General features: G+C 63.5%; 14 protein-coding genes and 3 pseudogenes. 13 read left to right on the plus strand and 4 right to left on the minus strand.

Going from position 1 to position 20262, the window contains the following annotated elements; genetic code table 11:
- The first annotated feature begins 1583 nt into the window (after nt 1-1583).
- The 6 genes and pseudogenes from Q1A87_RS19805 to Q1A87_RS19830 all read left to right on the plus strand — a co-directional run bounded on the left by Q1A87_RS19805 (nt 1584) and on the right by Q1A87_RS19830 (nt 8943).
- Nucleotides 1584-2579: a catalase family peroxidase gene (locus Q1A87_RS19805; protein ID WP_299655473.1), complete on the plus strand. Its 996-nt coding sequence runs from the start codon at nt 1584-1586 to the stop codon at nt 2577-2579.
- Nucleotides 2560-2910 (plus strand): hypothetical protein, encoded by a 351-nt coding sequence (locus Q1A87_RS19810; protein WP_299655476.1) that lies wholly within the window; start codon nt 2560-2562, stop codon nt 2908-2910. Before Q1A87_RS19805 ends, Q1A87_RS19810 begins: the two co-directional genes overlap by 20 nt.
- A gap of 49 nt (nt 2911-2959) precedes the next feature.
- The gene (locus tag Q1A87_RS19815; RefSeq protein ID WP_299655479.1) at nt 2960-5401 is read left to right on the plus strand and encodes an EAL domain-containing protein; all 2442 of its coding nucleotides are present in this window, start codon (nt 2960-2962) and stop codon (nt 5399-5401) included.
- Nucleotides 5402-5949: 548 nt separating this feature from the next.
- Complete coding sequence (locus Q1A87_RS19820; RefSeq protein WP_299655482.1) at nt 5950-6843, plus strand: glycosyltransferase; 894 nt, start codon at nt 5950-5952, stop codon at nt 6841-6843.
- Nucleotides 6824-7651 carry a manganese catalase family protein gene (locus Q1A87_RS19825; protein WP_299655485.1) on the plus strand — a complete coding sequence of 276 codons (828 nt, stop codon included), beginning with the start codon at nt 6824-6826 and terminating at the stop codon, nt 7649-7651. Before Q1A87_RS19820 ends, Q1A87_RS19825 begins: the two co-directional genes overlap by 20 nt.
- Nucleotides 7652-7984: 333 nt before the next feature.
- A pseudogene (locus Q1A87_RS19830) lies at nt 7985-8943 on the plus strand (IS630 family transposase).
- Nucleotides 8944-9166: 223 nt separating this feature from the next.
- Here the strand turns inward: Q1A87_RS19830 and Q1A87_RS19835 are convergent.
- Entirely contained in the window at nt 9167-10183 is a 1017-nt protein-coding gene (locus Q1A87_RS19835; protein ID WP_299655521.1) for a substrate-binding domain-containing protein, read from the minus strand.
- 248 nt (nt 10184-10431) lie between these two features.
- On the opposite strand from Q1A87_RS19835, the gene Q1A87_RS19840 reads away from it, so the two are divergent.
- Genes Q1A87_RS19840 through Q1A87_RS19860 form a run of 5 tightly spaced genes read left to right on the plus strand, consistent with a single transcriptional unit; the run spans nt 10432 to nt 15983 of the window.
- Complete coding sequence (locus Q1A87_RS19840; protein ID WP_299655488.1) at nt 10432-11484, plus strand: sugar ABC transporter substrate-binding protein; 1053 nt, start codon at nt 10432-10434, stop codon at nt 11482-11484.
- A gap of 60 nt (nt 11485-11544) precedes the next feature.
- A complete protein-coding gene (locus tag Q1A87_RS19845; protein ID WP_299655491.1) occupies nt 11545-12348 on the plus strand; it encodes an ATP-binding cassette domain-containing protein in 804 nt (267 codons plus the stop codon).
- A 10-nt stretch (nt 12349-12358) separates the two neighbouring features.
- Complete coding sequence (locus Q1A87_RS19850) at nt 12359-13603, plus strand: sugar ABC transporter permease (protein ID WP_299655494.1); 1245 nt, start codon at nt 12359-12361, stop codon at nt 13601-13603.
- A 22-nt stretch (nt 13604-13625) separates the two neighbouring features.
- Nucleotides 13626-14354: an SDR family oxidoreductase gene (locus Q1A87_RS19855; protein ID WP_299655497.1), complete on the plus strand. Its 729-nt coding sequence runs from the start codon at nt 13626-13628 to the stop codon at nt 14352-14354.
- 12 nt (nt 14355-14366) lie between these two features.
- Nucleotides 14367-15983: an FGGY-family carbohydrate kinase gene (locus tag Q1A87_RS19860; protein WP_299655500.1), complete on the plus strand. Its 1617-nt coding sequence runs from the start codon at nt 14367-14369 to the stop codon at nt 15981-15983.
- A gap of 83 nt (nt 15984-16066) precedes the next feature.
- Here Q1A87_RS19860 and Q1A87_RS19865 read toward each other — a convergent pair whose 3' ends face one another.
- Nucleotides 16067-16354 (minus strand): HU family DNA-binding protein, encoded by a 288-nt coding sequence (locus Q1A87_RS19865; RefSeq protein ID WP_299655503.1) that lies wholly within the window; start codon nt 16352-16354, stop codon nt 16067-16069.
- A 107-nt stretch (nt 16355-16461) separates the two neighbouring features.
- Nucleotides 16462-17757: pseudogene (locus Q1A87_RS19870) on the minus strand (IS256 family transposase).
- Nucleotides 17758-18210: 453 nt separating this feature from the next.
- Between Q1A87_RS19870 and Q1A87_RS19875 the strand changes: the two are divergent.
- Together Q1A87_RS19875 and Q1A87_RS24275 are read left to right on the plus strand one after the other, a co-directional pair.
- On the plus strand, nt 18211-18339 hold the full coding sequence (locus Q1A87_RS19875; RefSeq protein ID WP_299655506.1) for a hypothetical protein: 129 nt from the start codon (nt 18211-18213) through the stop codon (nt 18337-18339).
- Nucleotides 18340-18666: 327 nt separating this feature from the next.
- Nucleotides 18667-18825 carry a WGR domain-containing protein gene (locus tag Q1A87_RS24275; protein WP_363323024.1) on the plus strand — a complete coding sequence of 53 codons (159 nt, stop codon included), beginning with the start codon at nt 18667-18669 and terminating at the stop codon, nt 18823-18825.
- Nucleotides 18826-18896: 71 nt separating this feature from the next.
- Here Q1A87_RS24275 and Q1A87_RS19885 read toward each other — a convergent pair.
- Nucleotides 18897-20147, minus strand: a pseudogene (locus Q1A87_RS19885) (IS256 family transposase).
- Nucleotides 20148-20262 lie beyond the last annotated feature (115 nt).

Consider the following 20262-nt stretch of genomic DNA (forward strand, 5'->3'; position numbering starts at 1 on the left):
CTCGCTCGCGACAATCATGCCGCCGTGGCGCGGAAAATCCACTTATCCCGGCTGTTCAGTTTTCCCGAACCACCTCTGGCTTGATATCGAATAGAGATATTTCCGGTCTGTTAGCGGGGACTACAGGCGGTTGTGGATTCATCTAACCGGATTGGATGCCGCTCCGATCTACGACCTCAATGTCTGGTCGCGCGCGCCTGGCCCAGTTTTGCGCTTTTTCTCGACTGGCAAACCGACTTACGACGATCGCAAGACCATCGATCCAGACATAAGCGACTTCGTACCGCTCCCGGCTCTCGTTCAGCCAATTCAGGCGTATATCGATAACGAAAATCAATATCAAAATCCTTGGCGACGACAGAGGCTTTGCCTTGGTACATTTGAATGACGTTTCTTTCGCTGCGGCAGAATGTCATTTAGCTGCGGCAGACTGTCTCCTGATTTCAGAGCTTTCGCAGTCAAGTCGCTAGCCCTGAATGCAGTCCACAGGGGGTTGTTGCACATATCGGTGAGAGGGATTCAGTTCGGGAATCCTAGAGGTTAGTCAGTCCCATGCCGAAACCTAATATCTCCTAATATCGCACGACGAACTGGCCCAACTACAGCGTGCAGGCGCGCTATTGCGCCGAGGAGATCCTGGCCGGGGACGGCGATTGTAGCTCGCGGGCCTCATGGCCGCGCAGATGGAGGCGCATCTGACCGCGAGGAGCAGGATATTGTCGCGCGGATCCTCGGCACGCTGGACCTGCACGGCTCGATCCTCATCGCGGCCGAGGCAATGCGGCAAGCGGCGGACGCGGATCTTGTCATGTTCAACCACACCACTTCGGCGCGCCGCTCAGCCTGGAGCCGCTGACACGCTACGGCCTAGACCGTTCATCCGCTTCGAAGGCGGGATCGTCGTGGCCGAGATCTCCAGCACCGATCTCTCGTGAATTCTCTCGCGTGCTAACCAGTTCGCAACCACGTAGCTCGACTCGCGGACCGGTGATTACATGCATGTGGCCGAGATCGGCCTCGACCCGGGCAGGACCTACCGACTGGCAATGAACGCTTGGCCGGCTGCAAACGACAGTCGTGAGGGGCTAGAGTTGACGGACGTCGTCGCCCGCCATCTCGCGAGTTGAAGGGCTTTGATGCGGCAGCCGTCATCCGACGGCATCGCTGTACGATGTGATGGGTTTTCCTCGATCCTTCGTACGGAGCGTCTATGAGCACGATCTGGCGAAGAATGCATTCCAGTTCCACGGAACGGACAGCTAGACAGGCCATGATGCACAAACAGCCACGGCGCGGGTGGGTTCTGGAGCGGGTTTGGACATGCCCGCCAGCCATGCCGCTGGACATGTGATGTGAGTCCCGAGCAAACTTCGTCGACAAATCCATCTTTGAGATAAAACTGCTGCAAGTTTAGTATGTTGTCCATTTTTTACGATTTGTAATCCGTCTTTGAGTAGGTCCGGTTCCGACGCCTCATCTGCGAAGAAAGGCCAAGGACAATGTATAAACCTGTACGGAACATCGTGAACCCGAATACCGTAAGGGCGAGATTTGGTCGCAGATTCCTCGCGGGCTGTCTTGCGATGTGCCTGGCCGGCGCGAGCGCGGCGCAGGTCGTGTCGGGCGACGGTGGCGCCTTGAGCGTGGTCCCGCGACAGACGGTCGCGGCTTTCGACGCGCTTTTCGACGGGCCACGTGACGGGCAACGTGCAGTCCATACCAAGGGCTTGCTGCTTGAGGCCCGGTTCGTCGCGACGTCCGAGGCTGCCGGGCTGAGCCGGGCGATCCACCTTTCGGGAAGCGAGGTGTCGGCCCTCGTCCGGCTGTCGAACTTCGCCGGCCTGCCTGATCTCGCCGACGGTGCGGCTGCGGCCAGTCCCCGGGGCATGTCGATCAAGTTCCTGCTTCCCGATGGCGGCAGCACCGACATCGTGGCCCATTCCTACAACGGATTTCCGGCGGCGACGCCCGAGGGTTTCCTCGGCTTCCTTCGCGCGCTCGCCGCTCCCGAGCCGCATGTGCTCGCGGAATTTCTCGCCGCGCACCCGGCTGCCCGACGGTTCGTCGACACGCCGAAGCCTGCCCCGGAGAGCTACGCCACCGAAACCTTCCACGGGGTGAACGCCTTCGTCTTCACGAACGACAAGGGCAAGGCCCGCCATGTTCGCTACCGAATCGAGCCGGTCGCAGGGTCGGCTCACCTGAGCGCCGAGGCGGCCGCGCGCCGCGGCCCGGACTACCTGACCAGGGAACTCGCCGACCGCCTCCGGATCGCTCGGGTGGCGTTTCGCCTCATGGCCCAGATCGCAGGTCCGGATGACGACGTCGTCGACGGGTCGGTGGCATGGCCCGGCGATCGGAGAATGGTCGAACTCGGGACGCTGACCCTGACCGGCATTGCCGACGACCAGGCGGCCCAGGGCAGCCTTCTCTTCACGCCGCTCAACCTCGTCGACGGCATTTCCCCTTCGCGCGATCCGCTGCTGATCGCCCGGAACCGTGCCTATCGCATTTCCTACGACCGTCGCACAGGTCGTGCCATCGACGAAGGATCGCGCCATGTCCGCCCGACCAACTGACCTTCTTTGCGCGATGCTCGTCGGGTTGCCGGCGGCGCTCGCGCCCGCTGCCATCCTGGCCGAGACCGTGACCGTGAACCAGAAGGACCGGCGTTTCGAGATACAGCATGTCGAGATCGTCGCGGGCGATATCGTCAGCTTCACGAACGACGACCGCTTTCTCCACCAGATCTACGCGAACTCGCCCCGCTTCTCCTTTGACTCGGCCGAGCAGTTTCCGGGGGAAGTCGTCGATGTGCGGTTTCCGCGCGAGGGCGCCTTCGAGGTCCGCTGTGGCATCCATCCGAAGATGCTTCTGAAGGTCGAAGTCAGTCCGGCGCCCGAGGAATAGGGCTGCCTGCGCTCATCGGCAAATGTGCAAGAAAGCCAGGGAAAGACTCATGTCCATCCGTTTGAAGCTAGTGGTCGGCTGTCTGAGCCTGACCCTGATGATGGCCGGCATAGGCCTCTACCTGCAACGGTCGCAGCAGGACATCGGCGCTCTGGCCACACGCATCTACGATGAAGCGTTGATGTCCGTCAGCTACCTTCGCTCGGCGCAGAACGGGTTGATGGAACTACTGGTGGCGAACGCCCGCGTGGGTCGTGAAATCGACGGAACGACCGCTTCCGAAGCAAGACGCGATATGCACGCGCGCATCGAGGCTGCACTTCCTACGATCCTGAGTGATCTCGAGATAGCGCGTGAACGGGTTATGTCGCCCATGGCGGTATCGGCACTGGAGTCACTTTACGCCCGCATCGAGGATCTCGGCGCCGATGAGGTCGCGCTCACGATGTCCGAGCTGAACGCCGAGCTGGTGAGGCTTCAGGAGGAGTTCGACGTCGCGGTGGAAGTATTTGCCGGTGATGGCTACGTCTTCCGCCGCGACGTGCAGGACTTGATCGACAGGTCCATGCAGTGCGCCTGGATTGCGATTTCGTTCTCGGTCCTCGGCGCGCTGGTCGTCAGCTATCTGCTCAGCCGCTCGATCGTGCCCGCCATGCGCAAGGCGGTCGGAATTGCCACGTCAATCGCAGCGGGAAAGATCGACAACCAGATTGAGTCCCGCGGCCGTGGCGAGACCGGGGAACTGCTTCGCGCCTTGTCGACCATGCAGGCGAGCATCGCCGCCAGCCTCGCCCGGATCCGGGCCCTGATGGACGCGCAGGCTTCGAACCATGCCAGCGAGATCAGGGTTCAGCATAATCGCTTCGAGGCAGCACTCAACAACATGTCCCAGGGCTTGAGCCTGTTCGATGCCTCGGGCCGCCTGCAGGTCTACAACCGCCGCTTCGCCGAGATGTTCGGCGCGCCCGAGATCGGCATTACCGACGAAGCGGTCGCGATCCCGGATGCGCTGAAGCTTCGTCCCGTATCCGGCGAAAACGCTCAATTCTCGACGGAGCTGGAGGATGGACGGGTCGTGGCGGTCTCGTATCAGGCCATCGCCGGTGGCGGCTGGGTCACGACCTACGAGGACGTCACGCAGCAGCGACAGGTCGAGATGCGCCTTGCATATCTCGCAAAGCACGATGCGCTGACGGGCCTGCCCAACCGGTCCTACTTCCGGGAACATCTCGAGGATCATCTGTTTGCACGGGCCCCCGGTAAGGCGGTGGCGGTGCACTGCCTCGATCTCGACGGCTTCAAGATGGTGAACGACACGCTCGGCCATCCGGTCGGCGACGCATTGCTGGAAGCGGTCGCAGGGCGACTGAGCAACAGTATCCGGGGGGCCGATATGGTCGCACGTCTCGGCGGCGACGAATTTGCAATCATCCAGGCGGATGTCGACAGTGCCGACGAGATCGAGCGTTTTGCGCAACGCCTGCTCCGGCGCCTCGGAACGCCGTTCAAGATCGATGAGCACGAGATCAGTATCGGCGTCAGTATCGGTATCTCATCGAGTTGTGCGCTCGTCGACGAGGAGCATGTCGAGGACGCCGAAACGCTTGTGAAGAACGCCGACCTGGCACTGTACCGAGCCAAGGATGAGGGCCGCAATACATACCGCTTCTTCGAGCCGGGAATGGACGAGCGGCTCCGCGAACGTCTGAGCCTCGAGCTCGATCTTCGCGCCGCATTGGACAAGCGCGAGTTCGAACTGTTCTACCAGCCACTCGTCGACACGGCCGATGACAGCAGGATCTGTGGCTTCGAGGCGCTGCTGCGATGGTCGCATCCCGTGCGCGGTCCGGTCTCGCCGGCCGTATTCATACCGCTCGCGGAGTCGCTTGGCCTGATTGCGGCGATCGGTGAGTGGGTCTTGAAGGAGGCCTGTGCCCAAGCTGCGAGATGGCCCGAGGATGTCAGCGTCGCGGTCAACCTTTCGGCCATTCAGTTCCGCGACAGCGATCTCGTCGCGATCGTGCAGCGGACCCTCGGCGAGAGCGGCCTGGACGCGGATCGGCTGGAACTGGAGATCACCGAATCCGTCCTGCTCCAGAATCCCGATGGCGTTTTGCAGACTCTGCATGATCTTCAGAATTTGGGCGTGCGGATTTCAATGGATGACTTCGGCACGGGGTATTCTTCGCTCAGCTATTTGCAGAGCTTTCCGTTCGACAAGATCAAGATCGATCGCTCCTTCATCCGTGACCTGCCGACGAGCCGGAACTGTGCGGCGATCGTCCGAGCGATCATCACGCTCGGGCAATCCCTCGAGATTGTCGTCCTTGCCGAAGGCGTCGAGACCGAAGAGCAGCTTGTCGCGCTCCAGCGTGAGAATTGCTGGAATATCCAGGGTTTCCTCTTCGGACGGCCTGAGCCTGCGGCGGAAGCTCTCGTATCACTGAGAACCAGATCGAAGGACGGAACAATTATGCTCAGAAGCGCCTAGTTGATCTTCCCACCCATTCGGTAGACGCCCTGATAGAGTCGTGGTGACGTAGATTGGAACGTCTGATGACGGACGGGAGCGGCGGGTGTTTTCTCGCGCAGGAGGTCTGCATCGCCGCTCTTCTCTACCTCGGAGGTAAGGGTAGCGAACGCGCATCGCCGCGACGGCGATAGGCGACCTCTTCGATCTCATTCGTCGTGAAGATTATCAGACAGAGAATCAAAGCTTACGTCATTGTTCAGGTTTAGGAGCACCATAGCAGGTAAAATCTCAACAAGTTAACATAAACTAATCAGTTCCGGAACTAGAATATCGATATAGGGTTAACCGTAATATGACGGAATGATAACCTTGTCGAGCACCCGATTTCCACTCTCGATTCTTGTTTTTCGATCGTTCAAAGAGGATCTGGTCGCGTCAGATCGCGATCATGCTCAGCGAGGTGAGCTTCAGCGTTCCAGTAAAGGTTACTGCAAGCCGATTGCGCCGCGTTCGTCCTGCCGTAGTAGCGCCAACTTGCTCGATGATTTCGATCGTTTGCGGGTGAGATGAAGAGACTGCATGTGCCTCCCGGATGGGGAAACAGCGGCTTTGTCATTGTTATCCCTGCCCAGAACGAAGCACTGCGCCTTCCAGTTGCCCTAGGCGCATTCGCGCGAGATGGAAAGGCGCGGGATATCATCGTCGTTGCCAACGGGTGCACCGATGCAACCGCGTCGATCGCACGGCGATACCCGGAACTGCCCGTGGCGGTTCTGGAAACCGCTCGGTTGGCTGGCGGTGTTGGAGAAGCACGACGGTTGGGTCTGCAGGCTGCTTTGCGCGTGGCGCCCCAGACTGAGATCGTCGCTACCAGCGATGCCGATTGCGTCGTCATGCCGGGATGGGCACGAATTGTTTTGGCGTCCCTGTCCCGCGCGGACGTCGTATGCGGGCGCGTCGTACCGGATCCGGTCGAATTCGCTCGCCTGCCGCGGCTCGTCCGTTACCATGGGGTTTTGGAGGACAGGGTTTCCGCACTAGAGGCCGAACTTCAAGGTCTGCGCTCGCCAGTAATTCATGATCCCCTCCCCCGCCATAATCAGACGCTCGGAGCCAGCCTCGCCTTTCGAACGGATGCCTACCTTCGTGCTGGCGGTTTCGAAGCGATCCCGTGCCACGAGGATCACCGGCTTGTCGACCGAATCGAAGCGGCCGGCGGCCGTATCGCCCGGCCCTGGAAGCTCACGGTCACGGCGTCCTGTCGCCTGCTGGGCCGGGCCCCGGGGGGCATGGCCGACACGATCGCGGACCGAACCACTCGTCCTGCGCATCTCACCGCCGAAACCGGACGCCTCGCTTGGCGGGCCAGGAAACTGTACCGCGCGATCACGGTGTATGATGCTGTGCCTCAACCCTATCCAACGATGGAGGAAACGACAGATGTTCTATCACTCAGGTAAGCTGCAATACGAGGTCCGGGTCGACAATCCCGATCCGGTCTTCGCCAAGTATCTCCAGCAGGCCATCGGCGGGATCGAGGGCGAGATCCGCGTTGCCATGCAGTATTTCTTCCAGGCGATGGGCGCCCGCGGCGACGCACGGTTCCGCGACATGTTGATGATGACGGCCACCGAGGAACTCAGCCATATCGAGTTCCTCGGCCATGCCGTCGCGCTCAACCTCGAGAAGGCGCCGCTTTCGCAGCAGGAGGCCGCCGCGCAGGACAGCGTCGTCGGCGCGATCCTGGGCGGCATGAACCCGCGGCACGTCCTGTCGTCGGGCCTGTCGGCGATGCCGGTGAACGCCAACGGCGTGCCCTTCGACATGAGCCACATCTACGCGACCGGCAACATCGCCGCCGACATGCTGGCGAACGCCACGGCGGAGGCGGGCGGACGCGTGCTGGCCTCGCGGCTCTACAACATGACCGACGATGCGGGGATGAAGGACATGCTGTCCTTCCTGATCGCGCGCGACACGATGCACCAGCAGCAATGGCTGGCCGTGATCGAGGAGCTGGGCGGCATCGGCGCGGCGCTCCCGATCCCGAACGCCACGCCGGAGGAGCACGAGGCGACGGAGCACAGCTACTACTTCCTCAACACCTCGCTCGACGAGCCGACCCCGGAAGGCGTCTGGACCAACGGGGGCCAGTCGCTCGACGGGCGCGGCACCTTCACGGCTCGCGAGAAGGTCGAGCCGCTGGGCCAGAAGCCCGATCTCGGCAAGGCGCGCCCCGGCTCCGGCGCGCAGACGGAGCAGTTGTAAATCAGTACGGGCGGCGGTCGCGCCGCCGCCCGTGCCCTGCTGGCGACTGGCATGGCTGTCGAATTGTCAGCCGGCCAATTTTACGGACGCTATTACGCCGCGTAGCCGTGCGAGGACAAAGTAGACGTCGTCGGTTTCAGCGCAGGCGCCAAGTAAGTATTTCGCTCGGACAGAGTAGATGAGAATGAAGCGAGACCGAACAGCGCTCCTATCTGGAACCTGGCTATATTCCGGCGCAGTACCTCCCGACGCTTAAAGCGGCGGACGTTCATTCGGAATCGGTTCTGGCGAACGGGACCGATGCGTGATTCACCTGAGTCGGGAGGTTGGCTCATGGGTGTATCGTTATCGATGGACGTCCGCTGGCGGTTCGCGCGGCTGATTGAGGGGGGGATGAGCGCGCGGGGAGCGGCGGCGCGGATTCTGATCTCGCCGGCTGCGGGGACGCGGCTCGCGCGCCGGGTCCGGGCGGGCGAGGATCTTGCGCCCGGGCGCCGTGGGCGATGCCCGGGCGGCGGCAAGCTGGGTCCGCACCGGGCGTTCCTTTTGGAGGTCACCCGGAGCGACGCCGACATCACCATGCCGGAACTGGCGGGCGCGCTGGAGGATGCGACGGGCGTGCAGGTCGCGCCTGCCTCGCTGAGCCGCGCCCTGCGCCGCTGGGGCTGGCGGGTCAAAAAAAGTCGCTGATCGCCACGGAGACCCGCCGTCCCGCGATCCGCCAGGCCCGGCGGGACTGGGTGCGGCGCAGGTTGCCCTGGATGCGCCGGGAGCCTCATCGGCTCGTGTTCGTGGATGAGACCTCGGTGAAGACCAACATGACCCGCCTGCGCGGGCGAGCGCCCCGAGGGAAACGCCTGCGCGCCGACGCCCCATTCGGGCACTGGAAGACGCAGACTTTCGTTGCGGGCCTCACCTCCGACGCGCTGGTCGCGCCCTGGGTGATCGAGGGCGCCATGGACGGTCCCGCCTTCACGACCTGGGTCGAGACGCAGCTCGTCCCGGCCCTCGAACCGGGGACCGCCGTCATCCTGGACAACCTCTCCACTCACAAGGTGTCCGCCGCAGCGGACGCCCTGCGCCGGGCGGGATGCTGGTTCCTCTTCCTGCCCGCCTACTCGCCCGATCTGAACCCGATCGAGATGGCCTTCGCCAAGCTCAAGGCCCACCTGCGCCGCATCGGCGCGCGGACCTTCAACGGCCTCATTAGCGCCCTCGGAGACGTCTGCGACATGTTCAACCCCGACGAATGCCGCAACTACCTCTGCCATGCAGGCTATGCGTCAGAATAATGGTCCGTCGCTCTAACCTCTGGCAGAGCCGCGACAACGCCTTGGGCCATCCAGACAACGTAAAAGGGATCCAATGCACGCAGTGACGTATCACGGGACCGGAGACAGCGTATCTGATAAGGTCGCGCTACAGAGTATTGATATAGAACCGATTAAAAACTCTATGTAACGCTGTTTTATGTATACAACTCTGTCATATCAGAAAGTTTTGTAGATAGAATGCTCAGTCGGAGATGCCTGCGTTCAGAACATTCAATCGGCAGGCAATGCGTTTGACGGACGCCCCGCGATCGTCGCTTTCGATGACCTCGAACGTTTCGTCGAGCATGGCGTCGACATCCTGCTGAACCATTCCGACGTTCTCTTTCAGCAAGGCGGCGAATGGGTCCCAATCGAAGCAGCCGAACCGATATTGTTTGTCCTGTTTGTCGAGCCAGCGTACGACGCCCTCCAGCGTGATCGTGGAGTTCACGAAGATCGCCGGCGACGTCAGGGACGCGAGATTGCCGAGCGCCTGTTCCGCCTTGGCAGCGGCATATCCGCAGGTGACGACGTTTTCATCTGGAACAGCAAGTCCACGTGCGTGATGAGCCTCCAGAAATCCTCGTAGACGCGCACCGGTGTTGTGGTCGGATGCGCGTCCGCCAACGAAGAGAAGCGGCCCGTTCCATCCAAGTTCGTCCCGTCCCCGATCCAGAATGAGGTTCGTCAGGTCACGCGCCGCAGCTTCGTTGTCCGATATGACGGACGGCGCATCCGATCCGGGCAGATCCAGGTTCACCGTTCGGATGCCCGCAGCGGCGCAGAGCTCCGTGACGCGATCCGGGTTCGTGGCGCCCGTCGAGACCAGACAGTCCGCCCGGTAGGCGATCAGTTCGCGTGCAGCCGCAAGTTCGAGATCGGGGTCGCGCTGCGTGCAGGTGATGACGGGGAACAACCCGCGTTCGCGGGCCCGCGCCTCGAACTGCTCGGCGATCGCCCCGAAGTATCGGTTGTCGTATTTTGGAATGATCATGCCGACGATATGCGAAGTCTCGCGACGCAGAAGGCTGGCCTGGATGTTGCGGGCATAGCCTTGCGTGTCGGCGGCCTCGAGAACCCGGTCCGCAAGCTTGCGGCTGATGCGGCGCTTCTCCCACGTGCCGTTCAGTACGGCGCTGACCGCACTTGGAGATGCATCGACGAGACGGGCAAGATCGTAGATCGTCGTCCGCCGACCGCTCGTATCCTGTCGTGTCATCGACCCCACCTCTTGGTACGCTCTGTCAATATCAGTTGACAGGTTCTTGGAAGTGAGACAACTTGCTTCATCGGTTGTGCAATCGTGCGCAACCGATGCAGTCGACCGACACGGCTCTTGGGGAGGAGAGTGGCGGCGGAGCGTGGCTGGCGGGCAGACACTCGCATGACGGCCCGTACTCCCGCCCGCTTCGGACTTCCTTCGCACGTCCGGCGCCGGACCGGTCGCGGACATGGAGGAGGAGACCCATGAAGATGAAGACCAAGTCGCTCGGTGCAGTATCGGTATCCGCGCTCGTCTCGTTCGGAGCGGCCGCGACCGCCCAGAATGCCGCGCCGGTGGCGTTCCTGATGCCGGATCAAGCCTCGACGCGCTACGAGCAGCACGATTTCCCGGGATTTCAGTCCGCGATGTCCGAGCTCTGCCCGGACTGCCAGGTGATCTACCAGAACGCGAATGCGGATGCCGCCCTGCAGCAGCAGCAGTTCAATTCCGTCATCGCCCAGGGGGCCAAGGTCATCGTCCTCGACCCCGTCGACTCGTCCGCAGCGGCCGGCCTGGTGCAGATCGCCCGGTCGCAGGACGTGAAGGTCATCGCCTACGACCGTCCGATCCCGGATGTCCCGGCCGATTACTACGTGTCATTCGACAATGAGGGGATCGGTGCGGCGATTGCCCAGTCGCTTGTCGAGCATCTGCAGGCGGAAGGGGTCGCCGAGGGTTCGGGCGTGCTGCAGATCAACGGCTCGCCGACTGATGCGGCGGCGGGACTGATCCGGGACGGCATCGACACGTCGCTCGACGGTTCCGCCTACGAGACGCTGGCGGAGTTCGACACGCCCGACTGGGCACCGCCGCGTGCGCAGGAATGGACCGCAGGACAGATCACCCGCTTCGGGGACGAGATCGCCGGCATCGTCGCCGCGAACGACGGCACTGCCGGGGGCGCGGTCGCCGCGCTCAAGGCGGCCGGCGTCGATCCGCTTCCGCCGGTGACGGGCAACGACGCGACGATCGCGGCGCTTCAGCGGATCATCGCGGGGGACCAGTACAACACCATCTCGAAGCCGTCCGAGATCGTCGCGGAAGCCGCGGCGGAGGTGGCGAACCAGTTCCTGCAGGGCAAGACGCCCGAGCCGGAGACCACGCTCTACGACACGCCGTCGCAGCTTTTCGTGCCTGACGTCGTGACGCAGGACAACATCAAGGCGGCCATCTTCGATGCCGGCATCCAGACCGTGGAGGAGGTCTGCACGCCGGAATTCGAGGCGGCCTGCGGCGAACTCGGCATCACGAACTGAGCTTTCGGCCGCACCGGGGGGGCCGGTGCGGCCGTCGATCGAACCAGGGAGGAGGATTACATGGACCAGACGTCCGAAAGCCGTCCCGAGCGCGGGGAGCTGATCCTGCGGTTGCGGGACGTGTCCAAACAGTTCGGCGCCGTGACGGCGTTGTCCGACATCGAGCTCGACATCCATGCCGGGGAGGTCGTCGCCCTGGTCGGGGATAACGGTGCCGGCAAATCGACGCTCGTCAAGGTTCTTGCCGGCGTCCACGCGCCGACCTCCGGCAGCATCGAGTTCATGGGTAAACCTGTCAATCTCAGTGGCCCGGGCACGGCGTTGGAACTCGGCATCGCCACGGTGTTCCAAGACCTCGCGCTCTGCGAGAACCTCGACGTCGTGGCCAACCTGTTCCTCGGGCACGAGGTCGGACCCTGGGCGCTCGACGAAGTCGCGATGGAAGTCCGGGCCTGGCGACTTCTGAAGGAGCTCGCCGCGCGTATTCCCTCGGTACGCGAACCCGTCGCGTCGCTCTCGGGCGGTCAGCGGCAGACCGTCGCCATCGCGCGGTCGCTCCTGCTCGATCCGAAGATCATCATGCTCGACGAGCCCACGGCCGCCCTCGGCGTCGCCCAGACCGCCGAGGTCCTGAACCTCATCGAGCGGGTGCGAGACCGCGGACACGGCGTGATCCTGATCTCGCACAACATGGAAGACGTCCGCGCCGTCGCCGACCGCATCGTCGTGCTGCGTCTGGGGCGCAACAACGGCGAGTTCACCCCCGCCTCGTCGCATCAGGATCTCGTCGCCGCGATCACCGGTGCCTCCGAAAACTCCGTTTCCCGCCGTGCCGCCCGCAAAGCGCAGCCGGCCGAGGTCTGAGGATTTCACGATGACTAATCTTGATACCGAGACGAATCTCGATAGGGCCGACACGAGAGTCCGCCACGATCAGGGCATCGCCGGCGCCGTCCGGGCCTTCTTCGACCGGGTGCGATCCGGCGATCTGGGTATGCTGCCCGTCATCGTGGGACTGATCGTCATCACCCTCGTCTTCGCGACGCTGAACCCGGTCTTCCTGCTCCCGAACAACCTCGTGAACCTACTCTTCGACGCCGCCGCCGTGGGGCTCATCTCGCTCGGCGTGGTCTGCGTCCTGCTGCTGGGCGAGATCGACCTGTCGATCGGCTCGATGAGCGGCCTCGCCTCCGCGATCACCGGCGTCATCTGGGTCAATGTCGGCCTGCCGCTGCCCCTGGCCATCGCCGGGGCCGTCGCGGCCGGTGTGCTGACCGGACTGGTCTACGGCACGCTGCTGAACCGGTTCGGCATGCCGAGCTTCGTTTCGACGCTTTCGGGGCTTCTCGCTCTCCTTGGACTGCAGCTCTACATTCTCGGGCCCACCGGCTCGATCAATCTGCCATTCAGTTCCTCGCTCGTCCGGTTCGGTCAGGTCATGGTGATGCCGGCCTGGATGTCCTACCTGCTGGCGCTCGTTCCGGGGCTGCTCATCATCGCTTCGGGGCTGCGGACCATGCGTCGCCGCGTCCACGCCAACCTGACGCCCGGCAGCCGCAGCGTGCTCTACCTCAGGGCGGGGCTGCTGACCGTGGCGTTGCTCGGCGCAGCCTTCTACCTCAACCAGGGACGAGGCGTGCCCTACATGTTCGGGCTCTTCGTGCTGTTCGTCGTGGCGATGGACTACGCGCTCACCCGGACGCAATGGGGCCGCTCGATGTTCGCCGTCGGGGGAAACCGGGAGGCCGCCCGCCGCTCGGGAATCGACGTCCGTCGCATCCGGCTTTCGGCCTTTGTCCTCTGTTCGAGCTTCGCGGCCTTGGGCGGTGTGTTCTCCGCTGCCCGCCTCGCCTCCTCGAGCCAGCAGGCCGGCGCGGGCGACGTAAACCTGAACGCTATCGCCGCGGCGGTGATTGGCGGCACCTCGCTCTTCGGCGGACGCGGCTCGGCCTGGTCGGCGCTCCTCGGCGTGCTGGTGATCCAGGCGATCTCGAACGGCCTCACCCTGCTCAATCTGAGCTCATCGCTGCGCTACATGATCACCGGGGCGGTCCTCGCCATCGCCGTGATCGTCGACAGCCTCGCGCGCCAGTCCCGCGCCAGCCACGGCCGCGCCTGACGGACCCGGAAAGGAGACCAATATGACAGGACGACTTGACGGCAAGGTCGCCGCCATCACCGGCGCGGCCTCCGGCATCGGCCTCGAATGCGCTCGCATCCTGCTCGAGAACGGCGCCACCGTGGTCCTCATCGACCGTGCCGGCGACCGGCTCGAGGCGCTTCGCGAGAAGTTGGGCGCGGACGCCCATCCCCTCGTGGTGGACCTCCTCGACGGAGCGGCGCTCTCCGGGATCGGGCCCCGGATCGAGGAGATCGCCGGTCCCCTCGACATCTTCCACGCCAATGCCGGCGCCTATATCGGTGGCGAAGTGGCGGAGGGCGACCCGGACGCCTGGGATCGGATGCTGAACCTAAACGTCAACGCGGCCTTCCGTTCAGTCCATGCCGTGCTGCCGCGAATGATCGAGCGCGGCACCGGCGACATCCTCTTCACAAGTTCCGTTGCGGGCGTGGTCCCGGTGAAGTGGGAGCCAATCTACACGGCGTCCAAGTTCGCCGTGCAGGCCTTCCTGCACGCCACCCGCCAGCAGGTCTCGAAGTACGGTATCCGCATGGGGGCCGTCCTGCCCGGCCCGGTGGTGACCGCGCTGATCGACGACTGGCCGGCTGCAAAGAAGGAGGAGGCACTCGCCAATGGCTCGCTGATGGAGCCGCGGGAGGTGGCCGAGTGCGTCCTCTTCATGCTGACGCGGCCCCGGGGCGTGGTCGTCCGCGACCTCGTGATCCTGCCCAACAGCGTCGAACTCTGAGGAGGCCGCGTCATGCCGGATGGAAACCTGCTGATCGGTGTCGACGTGGGCACGGGAAGCGCGCGGGCCGGCGTGTTCGACACGTCGGGTGCGGTTCTTGGAACGGACAAGGCCGACATCGCCATTCACCGCGCCCCCGGCGGCATCGTCGAGCAATGTGCCAGCGAAATCTGGAGGGCCGTCTGTACCGCCGTTCGAGGTGCCGTGACCGACGCAGGTGCCGGATCGGACGAGATCACGGGGATCGGGTTCGACGCGACCTGCTCGATGGTGGTGCTCGGTGCAGACGGGGCGCCGTTGCCCGTCGGCGACCCGGACGTGCCGGACCGGAACGTCATCGTCTGGATGGACCACCGCGCCCGCAAGCAGGCCGAGCGGATCAACGCGACGGGGCACGACGTGCTGCGTTACGTCGGGGACCGCATTTCCCCCGAGATGCAGACACCGAAGCTCCTGTGGCTGAAGGAGAACCGCCCGGAGGTTTTTGCGAAGGCCTGGCAATTCCTCGACCTCACCGATTTCCTCGGCTGGCGCGCCACCGACAGCCTGGCCCGCTCCATCTGCACGGTCACCTGCAAGTGGACGTACCTGGCGCACGAATCCCGCTGGGACGACAGTTATTTCCGGCTGATCGGCCTGGGTGAACTGGCCGACGAGGGCTTCGCGCGGATCGGCACCGAGATCGTCGAACCCGGCCGCCCTCTTGGCCGCGGCCTGACGGACGCCGCGGCGCGCGAGCTGGGGCTCACGCCCGGTACCGCGGTCGGTGCTGGGTTGATCGATGCCCATGCCGGCGGCGTCGGAACCGTCGGCCCCGAAGATGGCGGCGGGCCAGAGACGAACGTCGCCTACGTCTTCGGCACCTCGTCCTGCACCATGACGACGACCCGAGAACCGGTCTTCGTTCCAGGCGTCTGGGGGCCGTACCATTCCGCGATGATCCCTGGCCTGTGGCTGAACGAGGGCGGGCAATCGGCCGCCGGTGCCGCAATCGTGCAGCTTCTGCGCCACCATCCATTCGCGCCCGAGGCGCTGCACCTCGCGCGCGAGGTGGGGCTGTCGCTTCCCGACTGGCTTGCGGAAGACGTCCTGCGACGCGCCCCGTCCCGGAGCGATGCCGTCGATCTCGCCCGCGGCCTGCACGTCGTGCCCGAGTTTCTCGGCAACCGCGCACCCCACGCCGACCCCGAGACGCGCGCGGTGATCGCGGGCCTCGGCATGCAGGACGATCTCGACAGCCTCGTCGCGCTCTACGTCGCCGGGCTTTGCGGCATCGCTTACGGCTTGCGTCAGATTCTGGAAGCTCAGGCCGATCAGGGCATCGTGGCCGAGCGTGTCGTCCTGAGTGGCGGCGCCGGTCGCAGCCGCCTTGTCCGCCAGCTTCTTGCCGATGGCGCGGGAGTGGAAATCGCCGTGCCGGCCTCGAACGAGCCGGTTCTGCTCGGCTCCGCCATACTTGGCGGCGTCTCGACCGGAGCCTTTCCGACGATCGTCGACGGCATGACCCGAATGACGCGGTTCGGGCCCCGCGTCACCCCGGCGGCGGGCGACATCCAATTCATCCACGCGAAACGGTACGATGTTTTCAAAACCCTGCAGGCCACCGCTCGGACGTCCCGTTCCGTCTGAACGTCTCGCGTTGACCTGGTCCGCTGTTTATAGGCTGACCTTCCTGGAAGCCTTTTTCGCCACGCCTCTTCAAAAGGTATGTATCAGCCGTTGACGCTGTCCTTCAGCCGCTTCGCGACAGTCACCTTGACCTGCCTGTCGGCTGGCTTCTTCAGCTGCTCTCCGGTGGCGGGATTGCGGACCATGCGTTCGGGGCGATCGCGGCAGGAAATCTTGCCTACGTCGGGGATCGTGATCGCCCCACCCGCGGCGACCTGCTCGAGAACGATGGCGCTCAACGCGTCGAGCGCAGCCGCCGCGCTCTTCTTGTCGGTATCCAGTTTCTCGGCCATCTCGGCGACAAGCTGGGTCTTCGTTAGTGGCTTGGTCATGCAGACCTCCAAGCATCAGGTTACGTTCGACTATGATTGCAGCTTCCAGTTCCCTGCGCCGGAGGGCAAGCGCTCGCGAGATATGCGCGAAAGTTGGTGACGCGTGATCAGGCGGCGGGTTGAAAGTGGCGGACGCCGTCGCGGAACTCAACCCTGCTGATGACCTCCGGCAGGCGGTTCCGGCCGTCGAGTTTCCTCCATTTCTCCTGCGCCGACATCATCAGCCGGAATGCCATGGCCAGCCCGGACTTCCGGCTCAGGCAGCCCTTGGTGCGCTTCGTCCGGTGCCGGACGGTGGCGAAGGTGCTTTCGATCGGGTTCGACGTGCGGATGTGTTTCCAGTGTTCGGCCGGGAAGTCGTAGAAGGTCAGCAAGGCATCACGGTCCTTCACTAGCTTGGCCGCCGCCTTGTCCCATTTCACGCCGTAAGCTTCGACGAAAAAGCCAAAGGCGGCTGATGCCGCAGTCCGAGTTTCGGCCTGCCAGATGTCGTGCAGGTGCACCTTGGCCTTCGACTGCACCGACTTCGGCAGGGCGTTGAGCACGTTCATGGTCTTGTGGAGCCAGCACCGCTGTTCCCGCGTCGTGGGAAAGACTTCGCGCAGGGCGGCCCAAAATCCAAGCGCGCCGTCGCCAATGGCCAGCTTTGGGTCCTGCTTCAGGCCGCGCCGCTTAAGGTCGAGCAGTACCTCGCGTCCCGTTGACCGGCAGGCTCTTTTCCATAGGAAAAGATGCCGAGAGGGGGCTCTCGGCGCTTTCGCGGAAGCCGTCAGTCATGGCCAGCAGTTCCTTGCGGCCGTATTCGTCCGCACCGACAACCACCAGAACGCATTGCTTCTCCTCGGCCATGCGCGGCTTGAAGTAGACGCCGTCCGCCCAGACGTAGAGGAACCGGCGCGCGCCGAGGTCGCGCGTCTGCCAGGCCTCGTAGTCCGCCCACCAATCGGCCTTCAGCCGCGTGATAGTCTTGGCTGAGAGGCCCTTGGCATCGGGGCCCAGCAGGGCCGCCAGCGCCTCGCTGAAATCACCCGTGGACACGCCCTTGAGGTAGAGCCAAGGCAGCAGCTCCTCGACCGACTTCGCCTTGCGCAGATACCGCGGCAGGATGCTGGACGTGAACGCGATCTTGTCCGTGCCCGGCGTGCGATCGCGCACCCGCGGGACCCTGACCGGGACCGGGCCGATCCCGGTCATCACCTCGCGCTCGGGCAGATGACCATGGCGGACCAGCCGGGCGCGACCATCCTCGAGCTTGTCGCCGGCGAAAGCGTCCAGCAGCGTGGCCAACTCCGCTTCGATTGCCTGCTCGATCAGCTTGCGCGCACCGCCCCGAATTAGATCGGTCAGCGGATCCGGCGGAAATCCCGATGATCGGGCAGCGGGGTAATGGTATCGTCCGACATGTGGCATATCCCTTTCTCGGCTGAGAATTGACGGCGCTTCGACACCGCCTTGATATGCCGCCCCTCAGGGCATCACCAACTTTCGCGCGTTACTCAGCGCTCGCGCGCATTATCTTCTCTGAAGGTGTCGGCTGAGAGCGATTCTCACCGTAATTGGCTGCTCGACCCGTTGCGGTCACGCGACGCGATCTCGAGGGCCAGCAGCTCCTTGAGCCGAGGCCACACGGCTAGAGATTTGCATCAAACGTGATTGAGAAAGCAGGCACTATCCATAAACGATGGCGCCAACGCGCTTGTGAGCAACGGCGGCTACGACAGGCTCGGGAGCCGCTCAAGGATGGTTGCGGGAAAAGACCAGCTCTCGGGGGGGCGACGACGACTGCCTTGTAAGCAGCGACGGCCGCGACGTGTCGTTCGACGGGACGGGACGGGACGAGACGTCCTCGACGAGGGTTGCGGCTCGATGTCTTCGACAGCGGCGCGGGCGTGATCCGGCTTCGTGGCATCGATGCGGAAACGTCGCGCAAGGGCAACCAGGCCTTCGCGTTCTTGTCTGATGGACGCGAGGCCAATGCGGTCTGATTGCAAGACAAGGAGATAGACTTCATCCCGCGGGCAGACTTCGAACTGCTCGTTCGGGACATCAGCGCGCTCGATGGGTCGGATCTCGTCCTCTGACGGGACGTGTAAGAGGCGGCCAGACCTCGGCTCGGACGCGGCGCCGTCCCGATGGAGGATGGCTCGAAGTCAGGCGGACGGCGCAACCTCGAACGCAAGTCGAACGGCGTAAAGGGTCCAATGTCTTCGAACGATGATCAGCACGAGGTCTTCCCGACGCGGCTAAAGCTCAACCGGATCGATCCGGCGCGAAACATACACCGCTTCTACCTGATGCAGGTGTAGCCGGACCTGTTCGGCAGCGTGAGCCTGATCCGGGAATGGGACCGGATCGGCTCCGGCGGCCGCATCCTTGCCGAGCACCATGCTGACGAAGGCGAGACCATCACCTCGCTGCTGACGATGGCCAGGACGAAAGGGCGCCGCGGGTATGATGATCGTTCTGGATAGGCCAAAACTCTTGCAGGGTCGGTTTGCAAGGCGTTGTTTATGAGATATACGCGAAAGTTGGTGACGCGTGATCAGGCGGCGGTTTGAAGTTGTCTGACGCCATCGCGGAACTCAATCCCTTCGATGATCTCGGGCAGACGGTTCCGACCGTCGAGGCTTCGCCATTTTGCCTGCGCCGTCATCATCAGCTTGAAAGCCATGGCCAGTCCGGTTTTGCGGCTCAGGCAACCCTTGGTGCGCTTCGTGCGGTGCCGGACGGTCGCGAAGGTGCTTTCGATAGGGTTCGACGTTCGGATGTGCTTCCAGTGTTCTGCGGGGAAGTCTTAGAAGGCCAGCAGCGCGTCGCGGTCTTTGACCAGCTTGGCGACCGCCTTGTCCCATTTCACGCCGTAGGTTTCGCCGAAGAAGTCGAAGGCGGTTTCGGCCTCGGCACGGGTTCCGGCCTGCCAGATGTCGTGCAGGTGGGCCTTGGCTTTCGCTTGTAGGGATTTCGGCATCGCGTTGAGCACGTTCATCGTCTTGTGGACCCAGCAGCGTTGTTCTTGCGTCGTGGCAAACACCTCGCGCAGGGCGGTCCAGAACCCCAGTGCCCCGTCACCGATGGCCAGCTTCGGGTCCTGCTTCAGGCCGCGCCGCTTGAGGTCAAGGAGCAGCTCGCGCCAGCTTTCCGTGCTTTCACGGAAACCGTCGGTCATGGCCAACAGCTCCTTGCGACCGAACTCGTCCGCCCCGACGATGACCATAACACATTGTTTCTCGTCAGACATCCGCGGTTTGAAGTAGACCCCGTCCGCCCAGATGTAGAGAAAACGGCGCGTGCCGAGATCGCGCTTCTTCCAAGCCTCGTAGTCCTTCCACCAGTCAGCTTTCAGGCGTATGACGGTCTTGGCCGACAGCCCCTTGGCGTTCGGACCAAGCAGCGCTGCCAAGGCATCCTGGAAATCGCCGGTCGACACGCCTTTCAGGTAAAGCCACGGGATCAGCTCCTCGACCGACTTTGCCTTGCGCAGGTAGCGCGGCAGGACGCTGGGCGTGAAGGTGATTTTGTCCTCGCTCGCGCCGCGATCGCGAACACGAGGCACCTTCACCGGCACCGGGCCCAAGCCGGTCAGAATTTCCCGTTCCGGCAGATGCCCGTGCCGGACCAATCTCGCGCGGCCGTCTTCGAGCTTCTCCTCAGAGAAGGCAGCCATCAAGGCGGCCAGTTCCGCCTCGACCGCTTGCTCGATCAGCTTGCGCGCTCCGCCCCGGATGACATCGCTCAAGGGGTCCGGAGAAAATCCGGATGGATCAGGCAGCTTGGTGATGGTAGTCTCTGACATGTGGCATATCCCTTTCTCGGCAGAGAATTGACGGCGCTTCGACACCGCCATGATATGCCGCCCCTCAGGGCATCACCAACTTTCGCGCGTTTCTCGTTGTTTATTAATTGGTTCT

The sequence above is a fragment of the uncultured Jannaschia sp. genome, assembly GCF_947494055.1.
Taxonomy (GTDB): domain Bacteria; phylum Pseudomonadota; class Alphaproteobacteria; order Rhodobacterales; family Rhodobacteraceae; genus Jannaschia.

Bases quoted from the DNA above. Each gene is read 5' to 3' on its own strand.
- Q1A87_RS19805 (WP_299655473.1), top strand. From the start codon at position 1,584: ATGTGCCTGGCCGGCGCGAGCGCGGCGCAGGTCGTGTCGGGCGACGGT.
- Q1A87_RS19810 (WP_299655476.1), top strand. From the start codon at position 2,560: ATGTCCGCCCGACCAACTGACCTTCTTTGCGCGATGCTCGTCGGGTTG.
- Q1A87_RS19815 (WP_299655479.1), top strand. From the start codon at position 2,960: ATGTCCATCCGTTTGAAGCTAGTGGTCGGCTGTCTGAGCCTGACCCTG.
- Q1A87_RS19820 (WP_299655482.1), top strand. From the start codon at position 5,950: ATGAAGAGACTGCATGTGCCTCCCGGATGGGGAAACAGCGGCTTTGTC.
- Q1A87_RS19825 (WP_299655485.1), top strand. From the start codon at position 6,824: ATGTTCTATCACTCAGGTAAGCTGCAATACGAGGTCCGGGTCGACAAT.
- Q1A87_RS19835 (WP_299655521.1), bottom strand. From the start codon at position 10,183: ATGACACGACAGGATACGAGCGGTCGGCGGACGACGATCTACGATCTT.
- Q1A87_RS19840 (WP_299655488.1), top strand. From the start codon at position 10,432: ATGAAGATGAAGACCAAGTCGCTCGGTGCAGTATCGGTATCCGCGCTC.
- Q1A87_RS19845 (WP_299655491.1), top strand. From the start codon at position 11,545: ATGGACCAGACGTCCGAAAGCCGTCCCGAGCGCGGGGAGCTGATCCTG.
- Q1A87_RS19850 (WP_299655494.1), top strand. From the start codon at position 12,359: ATGACTAATCTTGATACCGAGACGAATCTCGATAGGGCCGACACGAGA.
- Q1A87_RS19855 (WP_299655497.1), top strand. From the start codon at position 13,626: ATGACAGGACGACTTGACGGCAAGGTCGCCGCCATCACCGGCGCGGCC.
- Q1A87_RS19860 (WP_299655500.1), top strand. From the start codon at position 14,367: ATGCCGGATGGAAACCTGCTGATCGGTGTCGACGTGGGCACGGGAAGC.
- Q1A87_RS19865 (WP_299655503.1), bottom strand. From the start codon at position 16,354: ATGACCAAGCCACTAACGAAGACCCAGCTTGTCGCCGAGATGGCCGAG.